Here is a 19811-nt window from a genome sequence, read left to right as displayed (position 1 = left end):
GGCGGCATCACACAGTAATCACCCTAGATTGTTTTTACGTATGCAAAGGCGCACGATGCCGCCCATCTCAACCACTCCCAAGGAGTCCGCACCATGTCCAACGCCATACCGCGCCTTCCTGCCGCGCCTGTCCTTCCGCCCGCAGCAGACGCGCCAGCCGCTCCGCCTGCCCCCGCGCAGCCTGCGGCCAGCAGCCCCGTGCCGCAGGCCCGCATCCGGCGGCAGCTCCCTGACTGAAATGGCGCTCACCCCCTGCGGCCAGCACAGCGCCAGCCCCCACGCGGCAGGCCAGGCCGCAGGCGCAGACCTCACGCCTGCCCAGCAACAGGCCTGCAAGCACAACGAAAACCTCCGGCAACAACTGAACCCGCAGGACTGGTCACAAGTGCTCTACCAGATAGGCAAAAACACCAAGAAACTGGAAGGCGCCACCTTCAGCAAAGGCATCGTCACGCTCAAAGGCGACAAGGAGGCCCTGGCTGGCGCCGCCTATGACAAGGCGCTCAAGGAAAAACCCAAGGAAACGCCAAAAAATTACCTCAGGCTTTCCACCCACAACGTCGGCCCCAATCCGAACAGCCAATCCACCATGAGCGATGAAATGGCCCAGAAAATCAACAAGAAACACGGCGCCAGCATCAACTTCGAGCAAATATCCAACTACGAAGGCGGCCAGGCCCTGCGCGGTTATGTGCCCTGGTGGCCCATTATCAAGAGCATCAGCAAGAATGGGGCCATCACGGTTTTGCTGAATTTCCACAAAAATAATGATGGCAGCCTGGCCACCACGAAAGACGGCTACAAGATACTGGATGGTTCCAGCCAGTCGGGCGTGACAATCGGCACGGGCGTGGATTTGGGGCAGCAAGAGCCAACTGCTTACAAAAAGCGCCTGAAAGACTTTGAAGTATCACAGGAACTGATTGACAAACTGGAACCCTATATGCACCTCAAGCGGGCGGAAGCGGCGGAATACCTGCTGGCGCACCCACTTACCTTGACCAAAAAGGAGGCGGACTTGCTGGATGCCGAGATGAAAGACGATCATTTGAAAAATACCATCGCAGAATACAATGGCATTGTAAAAGGAATCAAAAAGCACCGCGCATTCAAGGAGCTTTCTTCGGCGGAACAAACCATTTTGTTCTCAAGGCATTATCAGGATGGCAACATCAAGAAAGGTGCCTCCAGAGAAATTGCTGAATCTCTGGCACAGGGTCTGGTGCAAAACGCCCTTGATAAATTGAACACGAAGCACTACAGGGACGATTCCCATAAGAATCGCATCCCTTTGGAGCATGCCGATTTGCAGGCGTGGTTCAACACCATTAATGCCGAGGAGTACAAGGTCAAGCAGGACGATGAAAAGGCTGCGCCAGCTTCCGCAGATCAAACGCCCGCGCAGCCGCAAACCCCCGCTCCTTCCGCGCATCCAGGCCAGAGGCATCGTAAATGATGCGCTGGAAACATCCAGCCTCATGGGCGCTGGCTCTCGCCAGCGCCCTGATCATGGCTGCACCTGCCCAATGCGAAGAATTCTCTCCCCCGCCGCTTGCTGGTAATTATGTGCTGGTTCAAAGCATTCCGGAAGTCAATATGGAGGCAAAAGAATTCGCAAAGGACCTATTTTTCCCGAACCAAAAAATTCATCTTGGTTATCACGGTGTCATGGAAGAAGAAGGATACGATGTCTTTCAGGGACAAGAGGAATTCACGCTGACCTTCTATCCTCCATTTCCAATCGCCATGTGCCGTCAGGAACGTTGGGGAGCCAGATGTCAGAACAACAACACCTATATTCCCTTTGAGCCAATAAAGCAAGAAATGGGCGCAGAAGCAGAGGCCTTGTTCGATGATGAAATGAATCTTTTGGCTCCTTTGCTCAAGTCAATGGGAATCAAAGCACAGAAAAAGGATATATCAAGATATGTCATGACATTTTTCGACAAGTCTGGCAGCTATCTCATGTTCGCCATCGATAAAGACACTCTGGTCAATCAGACTTTCCAGTACGATCCCAATGTGCCAGACGACGCAGACGCCTCCGAGCGGATGATCACCACGCTCCAGATATTCAAGCGCATTCCGGATGATCCAAAGCCGTCCCAAAGCAAATCGCCTGTCCCGTCAAAGGACGAATAATTGAATGGCTCGCGCGGCAGCGCGACGGCCAAGCATGCAGGTCTTGCCATAAATGTTCGCCATCGGCCCCAGAACCTGTTTGCAATCTGTCTGTGGTTGCGAAAAACGCAGACTTAGGCGGATGATGGGTCTTGCAATCCACCTCAATCCGCACTTCTGCCCCTCACGGCCAGATCATGAACTGACGCACTTACGCCCGCCTGGGTGAAGATCCCGCGCTGGCCAGCTCGTTTCTGACCGACCTGGAACAGGTGGGCCAAGGTGCTGCAAGACCGCATACGGCGCGAAGAGGAAATCCTGTATCCGCTTTACGTGCCGTTCTTGTGACGGCAACGCGGTGCAAAGGCAGGCCGCCGTTGGGCGCCTGCCTTTTGGGCGGTGTCAGGCGGTGTCAGCGCAGCAGGTTGGTTTTGACGAGTTCCTTGATTTCGTCGCCTCGTCCGCTGAGGATGGCGCGCAGCATGAACAGGCTGAAGCCCTTGGCCTGTTCGGCCTTGATGGCGGGGGGCATGGCCAGTTCTTGCTTGGCCGTGTGCACGTCCACCAGCACGGGGCCGGGGTGGGCGAAGGCTTCGCGCAGCGTTTCGGGCAGCGCGGCCGAGTCTTGCACGCGCCAGCTTTTGATGCCGATGGCTTGCGCCATGGCGGCGAAGTCGGGGTTTTGCAGGTCGGTGGCGTAGTCCAGGTAGCCGGCGGCCTTCATTTCCATGGCCACGAAGCCGAGCGTGCCGTTGTTGAGCACCACCACTTTCACGGGCAGGCGCAGTTGCGCCAGCGAGAGCAGCTCGCCCATCATCATGGTGAAGCCGCCGTCGCCAGACAGCGAGATCACCTGCCGTTGCAAGCTGGCGGCTTGCGCGCCCATGGCTTGCAGCAGGGCGTTGGCCATGGAGCCGTGGTTGAAAGAGCCGAGCAGGCGGCGGCGGCCATTCATCTTCAGGTAGCGCGCGGCCCAGACGACGGGCGTGCCCACGTCGGCGGTGAATACGGCGTCGTCGGCCGCCGTTTCGCTGATCAGGCGGGCCAGGTATTGCGGGTGCACGGGGCGGCCAGCGGCCGATGGCTGGGCCAGATCGTCCAGCGCCTCGCGCGCCTTGGCATAGTGGCGCAGAGCGTTGTCCAGAAAGCGGCGGTCGCTTTTTTCAGAGATGCGCGGCAGCAGCGCACGCAGGGTTTCGCCCACGTCGGCGGCCAGCCCCAGCGCCAGCGGAGCGCGGCGGCCCAGCGCCTGCGGGTTGCGGTCCACTTGAAAGATGGCGGCGTCCTTCGGGTAGAAGGCGCGGTAGGGAAAGTCGGCGCCCAGCATCAGCACCGCGCTGCTGTTGAGCAGTGCGTGGTAGCCGGATGAAAAGCCGATCAGCCCCGTCATGCCCACGTCGCAAGGGTTGTCCCACTCCACGAATTCCTTGCCGCGCAAGGTGTGGACGATGGGCGCTTTCAGTTTGCTTGCCAGCGCCACTAGCTCGTCATGCGCGCCTGCGCAGCCGCTGCCGGCCAGGATGGTGAGCGCCTTGGCGTCTTGCAGGCGGCGGGCCAGCTCGTCCACGTCCGCCTCGGCGGGCGCCAGGCGCGGCAGGCGCGGCGGCGCCCAGTGCGTGTGCGGCGCAGGCGCGGGCAGCAGGCTCACGTCGCCCGGCAGCACCAGCACGGCCACGCCCTGCTGGCCCACGGCGGCATTCAGCGCGCGGTGCAGCACTTCGGGCATTTGCGCGGGGTTGGTCACCAGCTCCGCAAACACGCTGCATTCACGAAACAGCTCTTGCGGATGCGTTTCCTGAAAGTAGCCCAGCCCGATTTCGGATGACGGAATGTGCGAGGCAATCGCCAGCACCGGCACATGGTTGCGCTGGCAGTCAAACAGCCCGTTGATCAAATGCAGGTTGCCCGGCCCGCAGCTGCCCGCGCACACGGCCAGCTGCCCCGTCAGGGCCGCTTCGGCGCCAGCGGCAAAAGCCGCCGCTTCTTCGTGGCGCACGTGCATCCACTCAATGCGCCCGTCCCGGCGCAGGCTGTCGTTGATGCCGTTGAGGCTGTCGCCCGTCACCCCCCACACGCGCTTGATGCCCGCGTTGGCAAGGGTCTGAACCAGCAAATCGGCAATGGTGAGGCTCATGGGAAAGTTCTCCAGTCAAGAAAATAGATCCAGCAGGGTAGAAAGCGCCCTGCGCCGTGTCAATCCATCAGCCCAGTTGCTGCACTGGCAGTGGCGGTATGCCCGCTTCCGTCCAGGCGCAGCCCGGATTAGGCGTATTGCGCTCTGTTTTCGGGAGCAAATTTGAGGCCCAAAAAAATACCTCTACCACACGGTTTTGCGGGACCTGAAGCTATTAGAAACGTAGCAAAATAAACCATGACTCGTGGGGTGGGGTGGCTGCAAAACCGGTTTGCGGCCAGACTCCGGGCCTGTTCAAACCCTGTCCTGCCAATACTTTGATGTAGAAATGGGGCGGCATCAGCACGAGAGCAGGGATTTCAGCCTGAAAATGAGCATCTATATTCAGGACAAACGGGGTATATATATTTTTTTGGAAATCTGATGATCAATATGAATACCATTGGCCCTATCATGATTTTTATAATTGGCGCCATCATTTGCCTGGATAACATCAAGGTGCTATTCCGTTACTATGTTTATGGCATCGAAGGCTCGATGGTGCCATTTATTGGCGGAGTGCTGCTGATGACAGGAGTTTGCCTCTTGCTGAATAAAAACCTGAATTACAAGATGGCGATTCTGCTATTTGATATCACATTTATCTGTTGGCCACTGGCAATCATGAGAAACATTATTTTATGGCTTATAAAAAAGGGGGGCGGTTGAAAGTGCCCTGCTTGGTCATGCTGATGCGCAAGCCAGCCGCAGCTTCAACCTGGTGTGTGTTGCTCTTTTTTCAAGAGCAAATTCAAGCCCCATAAAAATGCCTCTGTCGCACAGTTTTACGGGACTCTATGCTATCAAAAAAGCAGCGAAATAGACCATGATTCTCGGGGTGTGGCGGCTGCAAAACCGTTCGCAGACAGGCTCAGAGCAAGCTGGCAAAGATGACCACGATGATGACGGGCACCACGTATTTGACGTAGTTGAACCAGATTTTCGTGAACAGGGAATCGGGCGTGGGCGACAGCTCTTTTTTGGCTTCGTCCTTGAGCACGAAACCCACGAAAATGGCGCAGCCCAGCGCGGTGAGCATGAACAGGATGTTGCCGCTGACAAAATCAAAGGCATCGAAAATGCTTTTGCCGAAAATGGAGACGTCTTTCCAGAGGTTGTCGCCCAGTATGGTGGGAACGTTGCCGAAAATGAAAATGCCGCCCATCGTCAGGGTAATGGCCCCGATGCGGCTCATTCCGAATTTTTCATGCAGCACGGTCACGAGCACTTCATAAATGGTGATGGAAGTGGTCAGCGCCGCAATCAGCAGCAGACCAAAGAAGATGATGGCGAAAAATTTGCCCGCCCACAAATGGGAAAAAACGATGGGCAGGCTCTGAAACACCAGCGTGGGGCCGGAATCGGGCGCAATGCCAAAGGAAAACAGCGAAGGGAAAATCATGAACCCGGCCAGCACGGCGATGGCGGTATTGACGATGCCGGTGAGCACTGCCGTGTGAATGAGGTTTTCTTCCTTGTTCAGGTAGCTGGAGAGCGTGATCAGCACGCCAAAGCCCAGGCTCAGCGCGAAAAAGACCTGCCCCAGCACGTAAATGAACAATTGGGGCGTGATTTTGCTGAAATCAGGCTTGAGATAAAAAACAATGCCTTCCATCGCGCCCGGCAGGGTGATGTTGCGAATCACCATGCCGATGAGAAACAGAAACAGCAGCGGCATCAGGTATTTCACTGATTTTTCAATGCCTTCGATAATGCCCCTGGCGAGTATGTAGTAATTCACCATGACGAAGGCGAAGGTGTAGGCCATGATTTCCCACGGGCTGCTCGTCACGCTGCTTTCAAAGAAATGTTTCGCGGTTTCCCGGGTAATGGGCGCTGAAATGTCCAGCGCGCCGCTGGCGAGATGGACGATGTAGGAAATTACCCAGCCGCCCAGCACCATGTAATAGGCCATGATGCCGAATGCGCCCAGCAGGCCCAGGTAGCCAATGATTTTCCAGCCGGCAGGTATGTTTTTGCCTTGCGCCTGGCCGCCAAATGAATCCACCGAATTGACGTGCAGGCGGCGGCCAATGACGTTTTCCACCAGGATCATGGGAATGCCGATGAGAAACATGGCCAGGCAAAACACCAGCACATAAGCGCCGCCGCCGTTTTGCCCCACAAGGTAGGGAAAGCGCCAGGTGGCGCCAAAGCCGACGGTGGCGCCCGCCACGGTCAGCACGTAGGTGAGGCGGTTGGACCAGGTTTGGCGTTCTTTTTTTTCGGTGCTCATGGGGTTTCAGCGGAAAAAGGTTTTTGAATTGGTGCGGATGCGGCAGGCCAAAGGCGGGGTCAGCCCACCCATTTGCGGGCGTTGCGCCACATCTGCATCCAGGGGCTGGGGGCGGATGGGTCCAGGGGCGTCCAGCTCATCTGGATGTTGCGGCTCACGCGTTCGGGGTGCGGCATCATGGCCGTGAAGCGCCCGTCGGGCGTGGTCACGGCGGTCAGCCCGCCGGGGCTGCCGTTGGGGTTGCAGGGGTAGGTTTCGGTGGGCTGGCCTGCGTGGTCCACGTAGCGCATGGCGGCGATGGCCTGGGCGGCATTGCCGCGCGCGCTGAAGTTGGCAAAGCCCTCGCCGTGGGAGACGGCGATGGGCAGGCGGCTGCCCGCCATGCCCGCGAAAAACAGGCTGGGCGAGGCCAGCACTTCCACCAGGCTCAGGCGCGCTTCAAAGCGCTCGCTGCGGTTGGTGGTAAAGCGCGGCCAGTTTTCAGCGCCGGGGATGATGCCGGCCAGCTCGGCGAACATCTGGCAGCCGTTGCACACGCCCAGGCCGAAGGTGTCGCTGCGGCCAAAGAAGGCGCGGAACTGCCCGGCCAGCGCGGGGCTGAAGGTGATGGAGCGCGCCCAGCCGATGCCCGCGCCCAGGGTGTCGCCATAGCTGAAGCCGCCGCAGGCGACCAGGCCCCTGAAATCGTCCAGCCGCGCGCGGCCCGCGTGCAAATCGCTCATGTGCACGTCCACGGCTTCAAAGCCGGCGGCGTCAAACACCCAGGCCATTTCGCGGTGGCTGTTCACGCCCTGCTCGCGCAAGATGGCGACCTTGGGGCGGGCCAGCGCCAGGGCGGGGGCGGCAGGCGCTGGCTGCATCGCTTGCGCCAAGGCTTTGTCCAAACCTTCGCTCAAGTGCACGTGCAGGCCGTCGTCGCCAGGCGCGCCAGCGGCGGCGTGCTCGGCGTCGGCGCATTCGGGGTTGTCGCGCTCGCGGGCGATCTTCCAGCTCACGCTGTCCCATACCTGCTGCAAGTCGCGCAGGCTGGCGGAGAAGACTTCTTTCGTGTCGCGCCAGATGCTGATGCGGCCTTTGCCCACGTCCAGCGGGGCGCTGTCGGGGCGGGTTTTGCCGATGAAATGGCTGTGGCGGCTCAGGCCGTGCGCGCGCAAGGTTTGCATGACGGCGTCGCGCCCGGCGGTGCGCACTTGCAGCACCACGCCCAGCTCTTCATTGAAAAGGGCGCGCAAGGTGAGTTCTTCGCGGCGGGCGCTGATTTGCTGCGCCCAGTTTTTGGCGTCGCCCGCGTCCATGCGGCTGTCGGCAATGCCGTCGCCTTCGGTCACGAGCATGTCCACGTTCAGGGCCACGCCCACCTGGCCGGCAAAGGCCATTTCGCACACGGCGGCCAGCAGCCCGCCGTCGCTGCGGTCGTGGTAGGCCAGTATCTGGCCGCTGGCGCGCAGTTCGTTGATGGCGGCGGCCAGGCGCACCAGGTCTTGCGCGTCGTCCAGGTCGGGCACGTCGCCGCCGCCTTGCGCCAGCGTTTGCGCCAGGATGGAGCCGCCCATGCGGCATTGGCCCCGGCCCAGGTCGATGAGAACAAGCGTTGTGTCGGCCTCGTCGCGGTTCAGCTGCGGGGTGAGCGTGCCGCGCACGTCATCCACGCTGGCAAAGGCGCTGATGACCAGGCTGACGGGCGAGACCACCTTGTGCGCCGCGCCGCCGGCATCCGTCCACTGCGCGCGCATGGACAGGCTGTCTTTGCCCACGGGAATGGAAACGCCCAGCGCCGGGCACAGCTCCAGCCCCACGGCTTTGACGGTGGCGTACAGCGCCGCGTCTTCGCCCGGCTCGCCGCAGGCGGCCATCCAGTTGGCGCTCAGCTTCACACGCGGCAGCTCAATGGGCGCGGCCAGCAAGTTGGTGAGGGCCTCGGCCACGGCCATGCGGCCTGAGGCGGGGGCGTTGAGCGCAGCCAGCGGCGTGCGCTCGCCCACACTCATGGCCTCGCCCGCAAAGCCGTCCAAGTCGGCCAGCGTCACGGCGCAGTCGGCCACGGGCACTTGCCACGGCCCCACCATCTGGTCGCGGTGCGTGAGGCCGCCTACCGTGCGGTCGCCAATGGTGATGAGAAAGCGCTTGCTCGCCACCGTGGGGTGCGCCAGCACCTGGATGACGGCGTTTTGCAGCGTCACGCCCGTTACGTCCAGCGCGGCGCTCGTGCGCGGCACGCTGCGCACATCGCGCTTCATGCGCGGGGGCTTGCCCAGCAGCACATCGAGCGGCATGTCCACAGGGCTTTGCGCGCCGGCATCCGTCACCTGCAGCTGGCGCTCCTGCGTGGCCTGGCCCACCACGGCAAAGGGCGCGCGCTCGCGCTGGCAGATTTGCTCAAAAAGCGGCAGCGACTCGGGCGCAATGGCCAGCACGTAGCGCTCCTGGCTCTCGTTGCACCAAATCTCTTTGGGTGCCAGGCCGCTTTCTTCCAGCGGCACGGCGCGCAAGTCAAAGCGCGCGCCACGGCCTGCATCGTTCACCAGCTCGGGGAAAGCGTTGGAGAGGCCGCCTGCGCCCACGTCGTGAATGGCCAGAATGGGATTGGCCTCGCCCAGCGACTGGCAGGCGCTGATCACTTCCTGCGCGCGGCGCTGCATTTCGGGGTTGCCGCGCTGCACCGAGTCAAAGTCCAGATGCGCCGCGTTGGCCCCGCCCGCCAGCGAACTGGCCGCGCCGCCGCCCATGCCGATGCGCATGCCCGGCCCGCCCAGCTGCACCAGCAGCGCGCCGGGGGCAAATTCGGTCTTGCGCGTCAGCCGCGCGTCAATGCTGCCCACGCCGCCAGCCAGCATGATGGGCTTGTGATAGCCGCGCTGCACGCCGCCTATCCACTGCTCGTATTCGCGAAAGTAGCCCGCCAGATTGGGGCGGCCAAACTCGTTGTTGAACGCCGCGCCGCCCAGCGGCCCTTCCGTCATCACCTGCAAGGGGCTGGCCATGTGCTCCGGCTTGCCGCCCGGCGCATCGGCCAGGCCGCCCCAGAGCTTGCTGACGGAAAAGCCCGTCAGGCCCGCCTTCGGCGTTGCGCCCCGGCCCGTGGCCCCTTCATCGCGAATTTCGCCGCCCGCGCCCGTGGCCGCGCCCGCGAAAGGGCTGATGGCCGTGGGGTGGTTGTGCGTTTCCACCTTCATCAGCACATGCCGCAGCTCGCTTCTCTTTTGATAGCTGCCCGCGCCCATTCCACCAGGACTTGGGGCCGGTTTCATGCCTGAATTCGCGCCCGAGCAGGCATCCAGAGCCGCAACCACCGGCCCGAACGCCTGCACTTCGTGCCCGGCCATCACCGCCGCGTTGTCGCTGTAGGCCACCACCGTATGCGCGGGCTGCTGCTGGTGCGTGTGGCGAATCATGGCGAACAGGCTCTGCGGCTGCGCCACGCCGTCAATCACGAACTCGGCATTGAAAATCTTGTGGCGGCAATGCTCGCTGTTGGCCTGCGCGAACATCATCAGCTCCACATCCGTGGGATTGCGCCCCAGCTTGACGAAAGCTTCGGCCAGGTAATCCATTTCATCGCCACTCAGCGCCAGTCCCCATTGGTCATTGGCCCGCTCCAGCGCCGCGCGCCCGCCCGCCAGCACGTCCACATGCGCCATCGGCTCCGGCGGCAGGCTCTCGAACAGTGCGCGCGCCGCCTGCACGCCGGGCAGCACGCTCTCGGTCATGCGGTCATGCAGCAGCGCCGCCGCTGCCTCGCGCTCGCTGCCGGCCAGCGCGCCGCGCAAGCGCCACTGCGTCACCCGCTCGATGCGCCGCACCGGCAAGCCGCAGTTGCGCGCAATGTCCGTGGCCTTGCTCGCCCACGGCGACACCGTGCCCAGCCGGGGCGAGACAACGATTTCCGCGCCCGCAGCATCCGCCCCATCCGCTGCCGGCTCGCCATACGTCAGCAGCGCCCGCAGCCGCTCCAGCACAGGCTCGCCGGGCGCTGCGTCAAACGCCGCCACATGAACAAACCGCGCCTGCACGCCCGCCACCCCTTTTGCCACCGCCTGCAAGCGCGGCAGCAACTGCCGCGCGCGGAACTCGCTCAGGGCATTGCCGCCCTCGAAAAAATGAATGTGCTCGGTCATGGGAAGAAGGGCGCAGAGATGAAAAAAAGCGGGAATTCTAGGCAGCGGGCTTGCTGGCCACGGCCTGCCTGGCGCGCCCCGCCCCATGCCCGCAAGCGAAAACCCGCCCACGTCCTGGCTGCAAACGGCACGCAAGAGCGAAGCAAGCGAGCGGAGAAAAGCGGACAAAGCAAAGGCCGCCAGCAGGCAGGCCCAGCAGACTTCATTCGCTCCTCTATCCATAGCATGATGTCCTAGAAGAATGTGCGCAAAACGGCTTTTTCACCCTCTGTATTCGCTCCTGTTTTGATAATTCTGATGCCCCTTGCAGCACGGGCAAGCGCCCCTTGCGCCGCCCTGCCCCTGAAAACAGCCGCCGGATTTTTGATTGCGGCGCACGCCAGCAAAGGCTGAAAACGCTGAATCCATTCAGCATTCAAGCAGATTACCTGAATGAATACAGAAAATACCGGCGCGAATGGAGCAATATGCGGCCGAATTAAAAAAGAAGTGTCTGAAATCCTTTGCCTGGCGCAATCGCTGAACATGACGGCTTCTGATTTCAGGCCGCTCTGCGCCGTTGCCTTATAACCATGCTTTTTCGATCTTCTGAAAGGAATCAAGCCATGCCCCATTTCGCCTGTGCAACCCGCGCAATATCAAAAGCAGGGGCCAGAGCAGGCCGCCTGCTGGCCTGCCTGGGCCTGGCCGCATCCGCCCTGCTGGCTACGCCCCTGTGGGCGGCGGGCGGCTCGTGCAACCCGGAAGGCACGCAAGCCGAACTCAATGCCTGTGCCGTGCAGACACTGGAGCGGGCGGATGCGGAACTCAATGAGATTTACGGGCGCATCCGGGAAGCGAACCGTGACGACAAAGTGCGGCTGCGGCAGCTTCAGGCAGCGCAACAGCTGTGGCTCAAGCAGCGCGATGCGGATTTGAAGGCGCTTTTTTCGCTGGCGCTCAATGAAAACCCGCAGGCGAAATATGGATCGGTCTATTTCATGGAATACGCCTATGCCAAAGCGCGCATGACCGAAGACCGCGCGCGCTGGCTGCGCACGGAGTTTCTGGAAAACGCGAACAAGCCCTGAAGACTTGCTTATTGCCTGGAACCACAGGCGCGGCCAGGTTTTGCGCTTGTCCGCTTTGCGTTTATTTCCGCCTGGCCAGAGGCCCGGCAAGTGTCGGCAGCGCTGCTGAAGGCGGTTTGCCATGCGGCCCTGGCAGGCTGCGGTAAGCTTGCCCGATACTGTTTTTTTGAACATGGCTTATTCCCTCAAAACCCTGGATTCCCCTGCGGGCAGGCCGCCGGCCACGCTGGCGCGCGTCTCGCAAGAGCTGCTGCTGCTGGCGGCCGCGGTGGCGCTGGCGTTTGCCGTTCTCGCGCTCACAACCTACTCGCCGCAAGATGCCGCCTGGTCCACTTCCGGCGCGGGCGGCCCGGTGCGCAACGCGGGCGGCAAGCTGGGCGCGTGGCTGGCTGATCTGTCTTACGTGCTGTTGGGCTTTTCCGCCTGGTGGTGCGTGGCTGCTGGCTTGCGCGCCTGGCTGAGCGGCGTGGCGGCGTGGATGCGCGGCGCGCCCCAGCCCGCGCCGGCGCGCGGCTTTTGGCGGCGCTTGCTGCCGCGCCGCGTGGGCTTTTGGCTGGGGCTGGGGCTGCTGCTGCTGGCCAGCTCGTGCCTGGAGTGGATGCGTCTTTATCAGTGGGATGGCCTGCTGCCCGGCAAGGCGGGCGGCGCGCTGGGCGCGCTGGGCGGGCCGCTGGCCACGCAATGGCTGGGGCCTGTCGGCTCCACTTTGCTGGGCGTGGCGGGTGTCATGGTGGGCGCGGCCTTGGCGCTGGATTTCTCATGGGGCCGCATGGCCGAGCGGGTGGGCGCGCTGGTCTGCGCCCTGGGCCGCGCCTTTGGCTCCCACCTTGCCCGGCTGCAAGACGGCTACGTGGGCTACCGCGCCGCCCGCCAGCGGCACGATTTGCACAAGACCGCCGGCGTTCCCCCCGCCACCGACGCGCCGCCCCCGGCCGCGCAAGCGCCCGCCGCGCGGCGCGTGGAGCCGCAGGTCATTGAACTGCCCGCCGCCACGCCCGCTCCGGCCTCTGCCGCCGCGCCCGCTGAAAGCGCCATCTTGCGCGACGCCGCCGGGCCGGTTGAAACCGTGGAGCCGCGCCCTGCGCGCGAGTCCCGCGAAGCCACGCCTGAGCGCGACACTTTTGCCGCCTTTGCCGCCCGGCACGAACCCACGCTGGACGATCTTCCGCCCTTCGATCCCGACGAGCCGCCAGGCCCGGCCCTGGCCGATGCCTTCGCCGTCCGCCCGGCGGGGCCTGCCATCACGGCGCCCGCTCCCTTGCAGCCCAGCGAGCGCGTGGCCAAAGAGCGCCAGAAACCCCTGTTCGCCGACATTCCCGACAGCCCCCTGCCGCAGGTGAGCCTGCTTGACGTCGCCCCCGTGCAAAGCGAGAACATGGGCGCCGACGCGCTGGAGATGACCAGCCGCCTGATCGAGAAAAAGCTCAAGGACTTTGGCGTGCAGGTGCACGTGGTGCACGCCTCGCCCGGCCCCGTCATCACCCGCTACGAGATTGAACCGGCCACCGGCGTCAAGGGCGCGCAAGTCGTCAATCTCGCCAAAGACCTGGCCCGCAGCCTCAGCCTCGTTTCCATCCGCGTCGTTGAAACCATTCCCGGCAAGAACTACATGGCCCTGGAGCTGCCCAACGCCAAGCGCCAGACCATCCACCTCTCCGAAATCCTCGGCTCGCAGGTCTATCACGAAGCCAAAAGCCTGCTGACCGTCGGCCTGGGCAAAGACATCATCGGCAACCCCGTCGTGGCCGATCTGGCAAAGATGCCCCACGTGCTGGTCGCCGGCACCACCGGCTCGGGCAAGTCCGTCGGCATCAATGCCATGATCCTCAGCCTGCTCTACAAGGCCGAACCCAAAGACGTGCGCCTGCTCATGGTCGATCCCAAGATGCTGGAAATGAGCGTCTACGAAGGCATTCCGCATCTGCTCTGCCCCGTGGTCACCGACATGAAGCAGGCCGCCCACGGCCTGAACTGGTGCGTGGCTGAAATGGAGCGCCGCTACAAGCTCATGAGCAAGACCGGCGTGCGCCATCTGGCCGGCTTCAACAAAAAAATCGACGAAGCCCGCGCGCAGGGCCAGTTCATCCACAACCCCTTCAGCCTCACCCCCGACGACCCGGAGCCGCTGGAGCGCCTGCCCCACATCGTCGTCGTCATTGACGAGCTGGCCGACCTCATGATGGTCGTGGGCAAGAAAATTGAAGAACTCATCGCCCGCCTGGCTCAAAAGGCGCGCGCCGCCGGCATTCACCTCATCCTGGCCACCCAGCGCCCCAGCGTGGACGTCATCACCGGCCTCATCAAGGCCAACATCCCCACGCGCATCGCCTTTCAGGTCAGCAGCAAGATCGACAGCCGCACCATCCTGGACCAGATGGGCGCCGAAACCCTGCTCGGCATGGGCGACATGCTCTACCTGCCCGCCGGCGTGGGCCTGCCCCAGCGCGTGCACGGCGCCTTCGTCAGCGACGACGAAGTGCACCGCGTCGTCGAATACCTCAAATCCCAGGGCGAGCCGAACTACATCGAAGGCGTGCTCGAAGGCGGCGTGGCCGATGGCGAAGACAGCGGCAGCGCCTCCTACAGCGGCGAAGGCTTTGGCGGCGGCGACGAGCAAGACGCCATGTACGACCGCGCCGTCGAATTCGTTCTCACCCAGCGCAAGGCCACCATCTCCGCCCTGCAACGCGCCCTGCGCATCGGCTATGGCCGCTCCGCCCGCCTGCTTGACTCCATGGAAGCGGCAGGCCTGGTCAGCCCCATGGACGAGCGCAACAACCGCACCATCCTCGTGCCCCCGCGCGACTGAAGCCGCCCGCGCCGCGCCAGCCCCCTGCTCATGGCCCGGCTGCGGGCAGCCCAAAAGGCAAAACAGCCCCGGCAAAGCTCAAGCAGCGGGCGAAAAAGCCCAATACGCCACTTCATTTCGCTCCTCTATTCATAGCATGATGTCCTAGTGAAAAAAGCGCGGAATGCCTTTTCAACCCCTTTCAATTTGCTCCTCTTGTTGATAACCCCGCCGCGCGCTCCAACACCTGCGGGCGGCTTGCAGGCGGGTCTTCAGCGCCGGGCCGCCGCCAGCGCTCCCTGCCCTTTTCCCCGCTCTTTCCTCCGCCCTTTCCCCGCTCTTTCCTCCACCCCTTGCCAAGCCACTCGCGCCACAACCCCGCCATGACCGCCCTGCCCTCCTCACCCACCCTGCTGCTGGCCCAGGCCCTGCTCGCGCGCCCCTCCGTCACGCCCGATGACGCGGGCTGCATGGACCTCATCCGCCAGCGCATCGAACCGCTGGGCTTTGTCTGCGAAGACATGAGCAGCGGCCCCGCCAGCGCGCGCGTGCGCAACCTCTGGGCCAGACGCGCCGCTGCCCAGCCCGCAGGCACGCTGGTCTTTGCGGGCCACACCGACGTGGTGCCCCCCGGCCCGCCCGAGCGCTGGAGCAGCCCGCCTTTCGAGCCGCAAGTGCGCGGCGGCAAGCTCTACGCCCGGGGCGCGAGCGACATGAAAAGCGCCATCGCCGCCTTCATCGTCGCTGCCGAAGAATTTTTCCGGGCACAGCCGCAAGCGCCGCTGAACGTGGCCCTGCTGCTCACGAGCGACGAAGAAGGCCCCGCCACCGACGGCACCGTGGCCGCCTGCCGCCAGCTTCAGGCGCGCGGCGAGCGGCTTGACTGGTGCATCGTGGGCGAACCCACCGCCGTGCAACGCACGGGCGACATGATCAAAAACGGCCGCCGGGGTTCTCTTTCCGGGCGCCTGACCGTGCGCGGCGTGCAAGGCCACGTTGCCTACCCCCACCTGGCCCGCAACCCCCTGCACGAGCTGGCCCCCGCCCTGGCCGAGCTGGCCGCCACGCAGTGGGACGCAGGCAACGACAGCTTTCCCCCCACCACCTGGCAAGTGAGCAACCTGCACGCCGGCACGGGCGCCACCAACGTCATTCCCGGCGAAGCCGTCATGGACTTCAACTTCCGCTTCTGCACCGAATCCACGCCCGAGAGCCTTCAGCAGCGCCTGCAAGCCGTGCTGCACAAGCACGGGCTGAACTTCTCCATTGAATGGACGCTTAACGGCCAGCCTTTCCTCACCCGCCCCGGCCCGCTGCTCGATGCCGCCCGCGCCGCCATCCACGCCGAAACCGGCCTGCAAACCGAGCTATCCACCAGCGGCGGCACCAGCGACGGCCGCTTCATCGCCCGCATCTGCCCCCAGGTCATCGAACTCGGCCCGCCCAACGCCACCATCCACCAAATCGACGAACACATCGCCCTGGCCGATCTGGAGCCGCTCAAAAACATCTACCGCCGCATGCTGGAGCGCCTGGCCTGCCAGCCCGCCCCGGCGCAGAGTTAGCCCCAGACAGGGCCTGCCGCCGCCTTGCCATCTTTGCTATTTTTTGCTCCTTGATTGATAGCAAGATGTCCCAGTCAAACCTGCGCAAGACGGCGTTTGGAACCCTTGAATTTGCTCCTCTTTCTGACAAACCCCGGCCCAGCGCCACGAGCCGCGCCGCCCTCGCCAGCGCGCCCGCCTGCCGCCCATGAACCGCCGCCTGCCGCGCCCCGCCCGCCTGCTCCTTCGCGCCGCCTGCACTCTTCTCGCGCTGGCGCTGCTGTACCTGCTGGCCGCCGCCGCGCTGGGCTGCGTGCGCCTGAACACCGCCCGCCCGCCTGTGGCTGAAAGCCGTATCACTATCTACCTTCTCAGCAACGGCCTGCACACTGACATCGTCATGCCTTTGAGCAACGAATGGTTTGACTGGCGCAGCCTGCTCGGCCCGCAAAGCGCCTCTTTGGCCGCCACCCACATCGCCATCGGCTGGGGCGAACGCGCCTTCTATCTGGAAACCCCCACCTGGGCGCAAGCGCGCGCCAGCACCGCGCTCAAGGCCATCAGCGGCCTGGGCCGCGCCACCTTGCACATCACCTACCTGCCGCACGCCCCGCCCGCCACCGCGCACAGCCCGGCCCTGCCAATCACCCCCGCCGAATATCTGAAACTGGCGCAAGGCATCCGCCCCTACTTCCAGACCGCCCCCAATGGCCTGGCCCGCCCCATCCCCGCCAGCGCCTATGGCGAAACCGACGCTTTTTACGAAGCCCACGGCCGCTACAGCCTCTTGAGCACCTGCAACACCTGGACCAACGCCCGCCTGCGCCAGGCCGGCCTGCCCGCCGTGGCCTGGACCCCCTTCGCCCAGCCGCTGCTGCAAGCGTGGCGGGCGGCGCGGGCAGATGCCGCCACGGTAAACCGATGAATGCCGCAAGGCGGACAGCAGAAAAAAAGAGCCATTCAGGCTCCCCAAAGCTGCATCCGTTACAGAAAACCCGAAAAACCCGCCATCAGATATGCCATCAGGCTGATGATGGAATTTCCAGGCCGCATTGCCCGGCGGCCCGCGGGCCTATCCATGCCTGTTTCCTTATTCAGGCTTCAGTTCGATATCAAGGGTTTGCGGGTCATCCTCGATTTCAAGCTTGAAAAGTTCATTGGCCTTCTCGCCAATATTTTTGGTCATGTAACCCGTCCAGGCCGCCATGGCGCCCGCCCCCACAACAGGAAGCCATTTGCTGACGCTTGATTTAATCACCTGCTGCGTCACCCTGCCGCCCAGCATGGCGATAATCTTTTGAATAACCTGCAAGGATGCGCGCCTGACCAATATCTTTCCGCCATGAATGGTCAAAAGACTTCCGGCGCTGCTGCCCATGGCGGTGAGAAAAATACCCATCAGCAACTCCTTGGTCAATTGCGCCTGTTTGCCATTGGCCACGCCAATGTCATAAACCATCTGAATCTGGTTGCGAATCACCAGCGTCAGCTCGGGAATAACGGCAGCCATGCCCCAGGGGCCGGGAATCAGACTCGCGCCGCCCGAAATGGCCGCATTATTCCGGGTGTAACTTGATATCAGGCCGGAGACACTGTCGAGCTGTGGAAGGTTACTGGGGCTTTTCCTGTAATAGTCAGACCGGTTTTCAATGACGTAATCAAAAGCGGAATTGAGGGCAGAATGCAGGGCGCCGCTATCGCCTAATTCTTCGGAGCGAGGGGCTTCATTGCTCATGGCTTGTTTCTCCTTTGAAAAGCTGGTTGATGAAAATGAAAATGCCTGAACGCCTGTGGCTTACAGTTTCAGGCTGGCGGCGATTCTTTCCAGCGCCGTGGCCTCGCGCGATTCAAGCTCGCGGCAGCCGCATTGGGGGCAATGGTCGAACCATTCCACGCCGGCTTGCAGGGCGTCGCTTTTGGGGCTGACGGTTTTGCGCCATTGGCATTTCGGGCAATGCCAGGTGGTGGGCGGGGGTTTGATGGGCATGGTTTTCTCCTTGCATTTACTGTCGGGAATGATTCAATATCCGCAGCGCGGTTTTGAGCGCCATGAAAATGCCCCAGATGGTGCAGGCCAGTATGAAGATGAAAATACCCAGAATGACAAAGCGCCAAAGCAGCAACAGGGCCACGGCAAGAATCAGGGCGGTCAGAAAATTCATGGCTGCTCCTTGGCTTGCTTTGCGGTTTGTTTTTCAGCGGTTTTCCCGGCTTTTTTCCCGGCCCGTGTTTTTGACGGCTTTTCAGAACGGGTTTTAGCGCGGGTTTCGGGCAGCCATTGCCGCAGGGTTTCCTGCACGCTGTGGATGAGTTGCTCTTCCCATTCTTGGGGTTCGAGGATGCGCACGTGGGGTATCCAGTAGCGCACGATGGGCAGCAGTTGCTGCGGGTGGTGGATGGTGGCGGTGACCAGCAGGCTGCCGTCGGCGTCGGCGCGGGTGATTTGGCCGGGCAGCAAATCGCGCCGGGTGAAGTAGTGCGCGACGGCGGCGGCCACGCGCAAGGTGGCTTCCACAGGCTGCCGGGTAAACCAGATGTCGGGCTGCTGCTCCAGGTAGGCAAGGTGCTCGGGCTGCGGGGCAAAGTGCGCGTGCTCGTCCACGCGCAGCGCTTCGATGCGGGCGACGCTGAAGTTTTTGAGCTGCTGCGCGCCCGTTTTTGTGCCCTTTTGCGTGTCTGTTTGCGCGTTCAGCTCGGCGGCGGCCAGGTACCAGATGCCGTTTTTATGAATCAGGCGGTAAGGGTGCGTCTGGCGCGGCTTGCCCTTGTAGATGAACTGGCAGGGGCGGTGCTGTTGCACGGCTGTTTGCAGCTGCTCAAAGGTGCGGCTTTGCCCGCGCAAGTCTTCTTCCGGCACGGGCTGCACGTGCAGGCCCCGCTCGGCGGGGCGGGTTTCGATTTGCCCGATCAGCCAGGGCAGGCTGGCGTCGGGGAACAGGGCGGCAGCGCCTGCCAGCTGGCTGTATTCGCTCAGGTAGCGCGCGGGGATGGTGCTGCGCCGGGCAGAGGCAATACGCCATTCACCTTCGGGCGTGCGCTCGGCGATGCCTTTGAGGCGCTCGAACAAATCGCGCTCGATGGTGCGCACATCCACGCCGAATTGCTGGGCGAGTTGCTGTTTGTCAAGGATGTCGCCCTGGTGCAGCAGGGCAATGATGTGCGAGAGACGCTGGGCCAGTTTTTCGCCCTTGGGGCGGGCAGCGGCGGGTGCGGGCGCGGCGGGCGATACCGCTGACGCAGCGGGTGCGGCGGCAGGCTTGGGTTTGGCGCGGGGCATGGCGGTGTTGCGAGAGGGATTGAAGTTGCGATGCCGGGCAGTTTAGGAAGAGATTGCGACAAGTTGTGTCGCATATGCAGAAGGGAAACAGCTTGAATTTCGTGAATATGTTAGCACATGTATCTTTTTAATTGTGCCGGATACGTGCGGCTCCGGCGGCATGCCTGGCTGCACGCTCATGCGCATGGCGGATGGGGTCGATCAGGCGCTGGGGCAGGCGCTGCGCAAGCTGCGGACAGAGCGGGGCTGGAGCCAGTCCGATCTGGCTTTGCGCGCTGACATGGACCGCAACTACCTTTCGCTGATCGAGCTGGGCCGCAACAGCCCCAGCGTGCGCATGCTGCTGCGCCTGTGCCTGGCGCTGGATGTGCGCGCGGCCGATGTGCTGGATGACGTGGAGCGCCGCATGGCGCTGCTGAAGGCGCGGGACTGAAGGTGAAAGCCGCGCGGCGCTGGCGCGGCAGGGGCCGGGCGGCAAGCCGGCGGT

The 19811-nt window shown here is 62.9% G+C and carries 17 protein-coding genes; 9 read left to right on the top strand and 8 right to left on the bottom strand.

Translation table 11 applies throughout. The features are described 5' to 3' along the window. Positions 1 to 93: 93 nt before the first annotated feature. Genes QB898_RS04190 through QB898_RS04180 form a run of 3 tightly spaced genes read left to right on the top strand, consistent with a single transcriptional unit; the run spans position 94 to position 2142 of the window. Complete coding sequence (locus tag QB898_RS04190) at positions 94 to 237, top strand: hypothetical protein (RefSeq protein WP_279523921.1); 144 nt, start codon at positions 94 to 96, stop codon at positions 235 to 237. Between the two features lies 1 nt (position 238). Beyond that, positions 239 to 1456 (top strand): pesticin C-terminus-like muramidase, encoded by a 1218-nt coding sequence (locus tag QB898_RS04185; protein WP_279523920.1) that lies wholly within the window; start codon positions 239 to 241, stop codon positions 1454 to 1456. After that, positions 1453 to 2142: a hypothetical protein gene (locus QB898_RS04180; RefSeq protein WP_279523919.1), complete on the top strand. Its 690-nt coding sequence runs from the start codon at positions 1453 to 1455 to the stop codon at positions 2140 to 2142. Before QB898_RS04185 ends, QB898_RS04180 begins: the two co-directional genes overlap by 4 nt. Positions 2143 to 2533: 391 nt before the next feature. On the opposite strand, the gene poxB is transcribed toward QB898_RS04180, so the two are convergent. Next, complete coding sequence (gene poxB, locus QB898_RS04175) at positions 2534 to 4255, bottom strand: ubiquinone-dependent pyruvate dehydrogenase (RefSeq protein ID WP_279523918.1); 1722 nt, start codon at positions 4253 to 4255, stop codon at positions 2534 to 2536. A gap of 432 nt (positions 4256 to 4687) precedes the next feature. Between poxB and QB898_RS04170 the strand changes: the two genes are divergently transcribed. Next, on the top strand, positions 4688 to 4963 hold the full coding sequence (locus tag QB898_RS04170; RefSeq protein ID WP_279523917.1) for a hypothetical protein: 276 nt from the start codon (positions 4688 to 4690) through the stop codon (positions 4961 to 4963). A gap of 202 nt (positions 4964 to 5165) precedes the next feature. On the opposite strand, the gene QB898_RS04165 is transcribed toward QB898_RS04170, so the two are convergent. From QB898_RS04165 to QB898_RS04155, 3 genes are all read right to left on the bottom strand, one after another. Further along, entirely contained in the window at positions 5166 to 6530 is a 1365-nt protein-coding gene (locus QB898_RS04165; protein ID WP_279523916.1) for a sodium-dependent transporter, read from the bottom strand. 59 nt (positions 6531 to 6589) lie between these two features. Continuing rightward, entirely contained in the window at positions 6590 to 10645 is a 4056-nt protein-coding gene (gene purL, locus QB898_RS04160; RefSeq protein ID WP_279523915.1) for a phosphoribosylformylglycinamidine synthase, read from the bottom strand. A 233-nt stretch (positions 10646 to 10878) separates the two neighbouring features. Beyond that, complete coding sequence (locus QB898_RS04155) at positions 10879 to 11259, bottom strand: hypothetical protein (protein WP_279523914.1); 381 nt, start codon at positions 11257 to 11259, stop codon at positions 10879 to 10881. Between QB898_RS04155 and QB898_RS04150 the strand changes: the two genes are divergently transcribed. The 4 genes from QB898_RS04150 to QB898_RS04135 all read left to right on the top strand — a co-directional run bounded on the left by QB898_RS04150 (position 11251) and on the right by QB898_RS04135 (position 16972). Then, complete coding sequence (locus QB898_RS04150) at positions 11251 to 11715, top strand: lysozyme inhibitor LprI family protein (protein WP_050714470.1); 465 nt, start codon at positions 11251 to 11253, stop codon at positions 11713 to 11715. The two genes, QB898_RS04155 and QB898_RS04150, sit on opposite strands and share 9 nt — an antisense overlap. A 172-nt stretch (positions 11716 to 11887) precedes the next feature. Continuing rightward, on the top strand, positions 11888 to 14524 hold the full coding sequence (locus tag QB898_RS04145; protein ID WP_279523913.1) for a DNA translocase FtsK: 2637 nt from the start codon (positions 11888 to 11890) through the stop codon (positions 14522 to 14524). A 362-nt stretch (positions 14525 to 14886) separates the two neighbouring features. Continuing rightward, positions 14887 to 16068, top strand: a complete 1182-nt coding sequence (dapE, locus tag QB898_RS04140; RefSeq protein ID WP_279523912.1) for a succinyl-diaminopimelate desuccinylase — start codon at positions 14887 to 14889, stop codon at positions 16066 to 16068. 187 nt (positions 16069 to 16255) lie between these two features. Further along, on the top strand, positions 16256 to 16972 hold the full coding sequence (locus QB898_RS04135; protein ID WP_279523911.1) for a TIGR02117 family protein: 717 nt from the start codon (positions 16256 to 16258) through the stop codon (positions 16970 to 16972). Between the two features lie 165 nt (positions 16973 to 17137). Here the strand turns inward: QB898_RS04135 and QB898_RS04130 are convergent, their stop codons facing one another. The 4 genes from QB898_RS04130 to QB898_RS04115 are packed head-to-tail and all read right to left on the bottom strand — an operon-like array spanning position 17138 to position 19324. Next, positions 17138 to 17782, bottom strand: a complete 645-nt coding sequence (locus tag QB898_RS04130) for a hypothetical protein (RefSeq protein ID WP_279523910.1) — start codon at positions 17780 to 17782, stop codon at positions 17138 to 17140. Between the two features lie 60 nt (positions 17783 to 17842). Continuing rightward, positions 17843 to 18034, bottom strand: coding sequence for a hypothetical protein (locus QB898_RS04125; protein WP_050714474.1), 192 nt, complete (start codon positions 18032 to 18034; stop codon positions 17843 to 17845). Positions 18035 to 18050: 16 nt separating this feature from the next. Beyond that, positions 18051 to 18209, bottom strand: a complete 159-nt coding sequence (locus QB898_RS04120) for a hypothetical protein (RefSeq protein WP_279523909.1) — start codon at positions 18207 to 18209, stop codon at positions 18051 to 18053. Then, entirely contained in the window at positions 18206 to 19324 is a 1119-nt protein-coding gene (locus QB898_RS04115) for a helix-turn-helix transcriptional regulator (protein WP_279523908.1), read from the bottom strand. Before QB898_RS04115 ends, QB898_RS04120 begins: the two co-directional genes overlap by 4 nt. A 133-nt stretch (positions 19325 to 19457) precedes the next feature. Between QB898_RS04115 and QB898_RS04110 the strand changes: the two genes are divergently transcribed. Further along, positions 19458 to 19757, top strand: a complete 300-nt coding sequence (locus QB898_RS04110) for a helix-turn-helix domain-containing protein (RefSeq protein WP_279523907.1) — start codon at positions 19458 to 19460, stop codon at positions 19755 to 19757. The last annotated feature ends 54 nt before the right edge of the window (positions 19758 to 19811 follow it).

The organism is Ottowia cancrivicina, from assembly GCF_029813755.1.
Classification (GTDB): Bacteria; Pseudomonadota; Gammaproteobacteria; order Burkholderiales; family Burkholderiaceae_C; genus Ottowia; species Ottowia massiliensis.
This window is presented reverse-complemented; position numbering and strand designations above follow the sequence as displayed.

Bases quoted from the DNA above. Each gene is read 5' to 3' on its own strand.
- QB898_RS04115 (WP_279523908.1), bottom strand. From the start codon at position 19,324: ATGCCCCGCGCCAAACCCAAGCCTGCCGCCGCACCCGCTGCGTCAGCG.
- QB898_RS04125 (WP_050714474.1), bottom strand. From the start codon at position 18,034: ATGCCCATCAAACCCCCGCCCACCACCTGGCATTGCCCGAAATGCCAA.
- poxB (WP_279523918.1), bottom strand. From the start codon at position 4,255: ATGAGCCTCACCATTGCCGATTTGCTGGTTCAGACCCTTGCCAACGCG.
- QB898_RS04170 (WP_279523917.1), top strand. From the start codon at position 4,688: ATGAATACCATTGGCCCTATCATGATTTTTATAATTGGCGCCATCATT.
- QB898_RS04145 (WP_279523913.1), top strand. From the start codon at position 11,888: ATGGCTTATTCCCTCAAAACCCTGGATTCCCCTGCGGGCAGGCCGCCG.
- QB898_RS04135 (WP_279523911.1), top strand. From the start codon at position 16,256: ATGAACCGCCGCCTGCCGCGCCCCGCCCGCCTGCTCCTTCGCGCCGCC.
- purL (WP_279523915.1), bottom strand. From the start codon at position 10,645: ATGACCGAGCACATTCATTTTTTCGAGGGCGGCAATGCCCTGAGCGAG.
- dapE (WP_279523912.1), top strand. From the start codon at position 14,887: ATGACCGCCCTGCCCTCCTCACCCACCCTGCTGCTGGCCCAGGCCCTG.
- QB898_RS04130 (WP_279523910.1), bottom strand. From the start codon at position 17,782: ATGAGCAATGAAGCCCCTCGCTCCGAAGAATTAGGCGATAGCGGCGCC.
- QB898_RS04185 (WP_279523920.1), top strand. From the start codon at position 239: ATGGCGCTCACCCCCTGCGGCCAGCACAGCGCCAGCCCCCACGCGGCA.
- QB898_RS04150 (WP_050714470.1), top strand. From the start codon at position 11,251: ATGCCCCATTTCGCCTGTGCAACCCGCGCAATATCAAAAGCAGGGGCC.
- QB898_RS04180 (WP_279523919.1), top strand. From the start codon at position 1,453: ATGATGCGCTGGAAACATCCAGCCTCATGGGCGCTGGCTCTCGCCAGC.
- QB898_RS04165 (WP_279523916.1), bottom strand. From the start codon at position 6,530: ATGAGCACCGAAAAAAAAGAACGCCAAACCTGGTCCAACCGCCTCACC.
- QB898_RS04190 (WP_279523921.1), top strand. From the start codon at position 94: ATGTCCAACGCCATACCGCGCCTTCCTGCCGCGCCTGTCCTTCCGCCC.
- QB898_RS04155 (WP_279523914.1), bottom strand. From the start codon at position 11,259: ATGGGGCATGGCTTGATTCCTTTCAGAAGATCGAAAAAGCATGGTTAT.
- QB898_RS04120 (WP_279523909.1), bottom strand. From the start codon at position 18,209: ATGAATTTTCTGACCGCCCTGATTCTTGCCGTGGCCCTGTTGCTGCTT.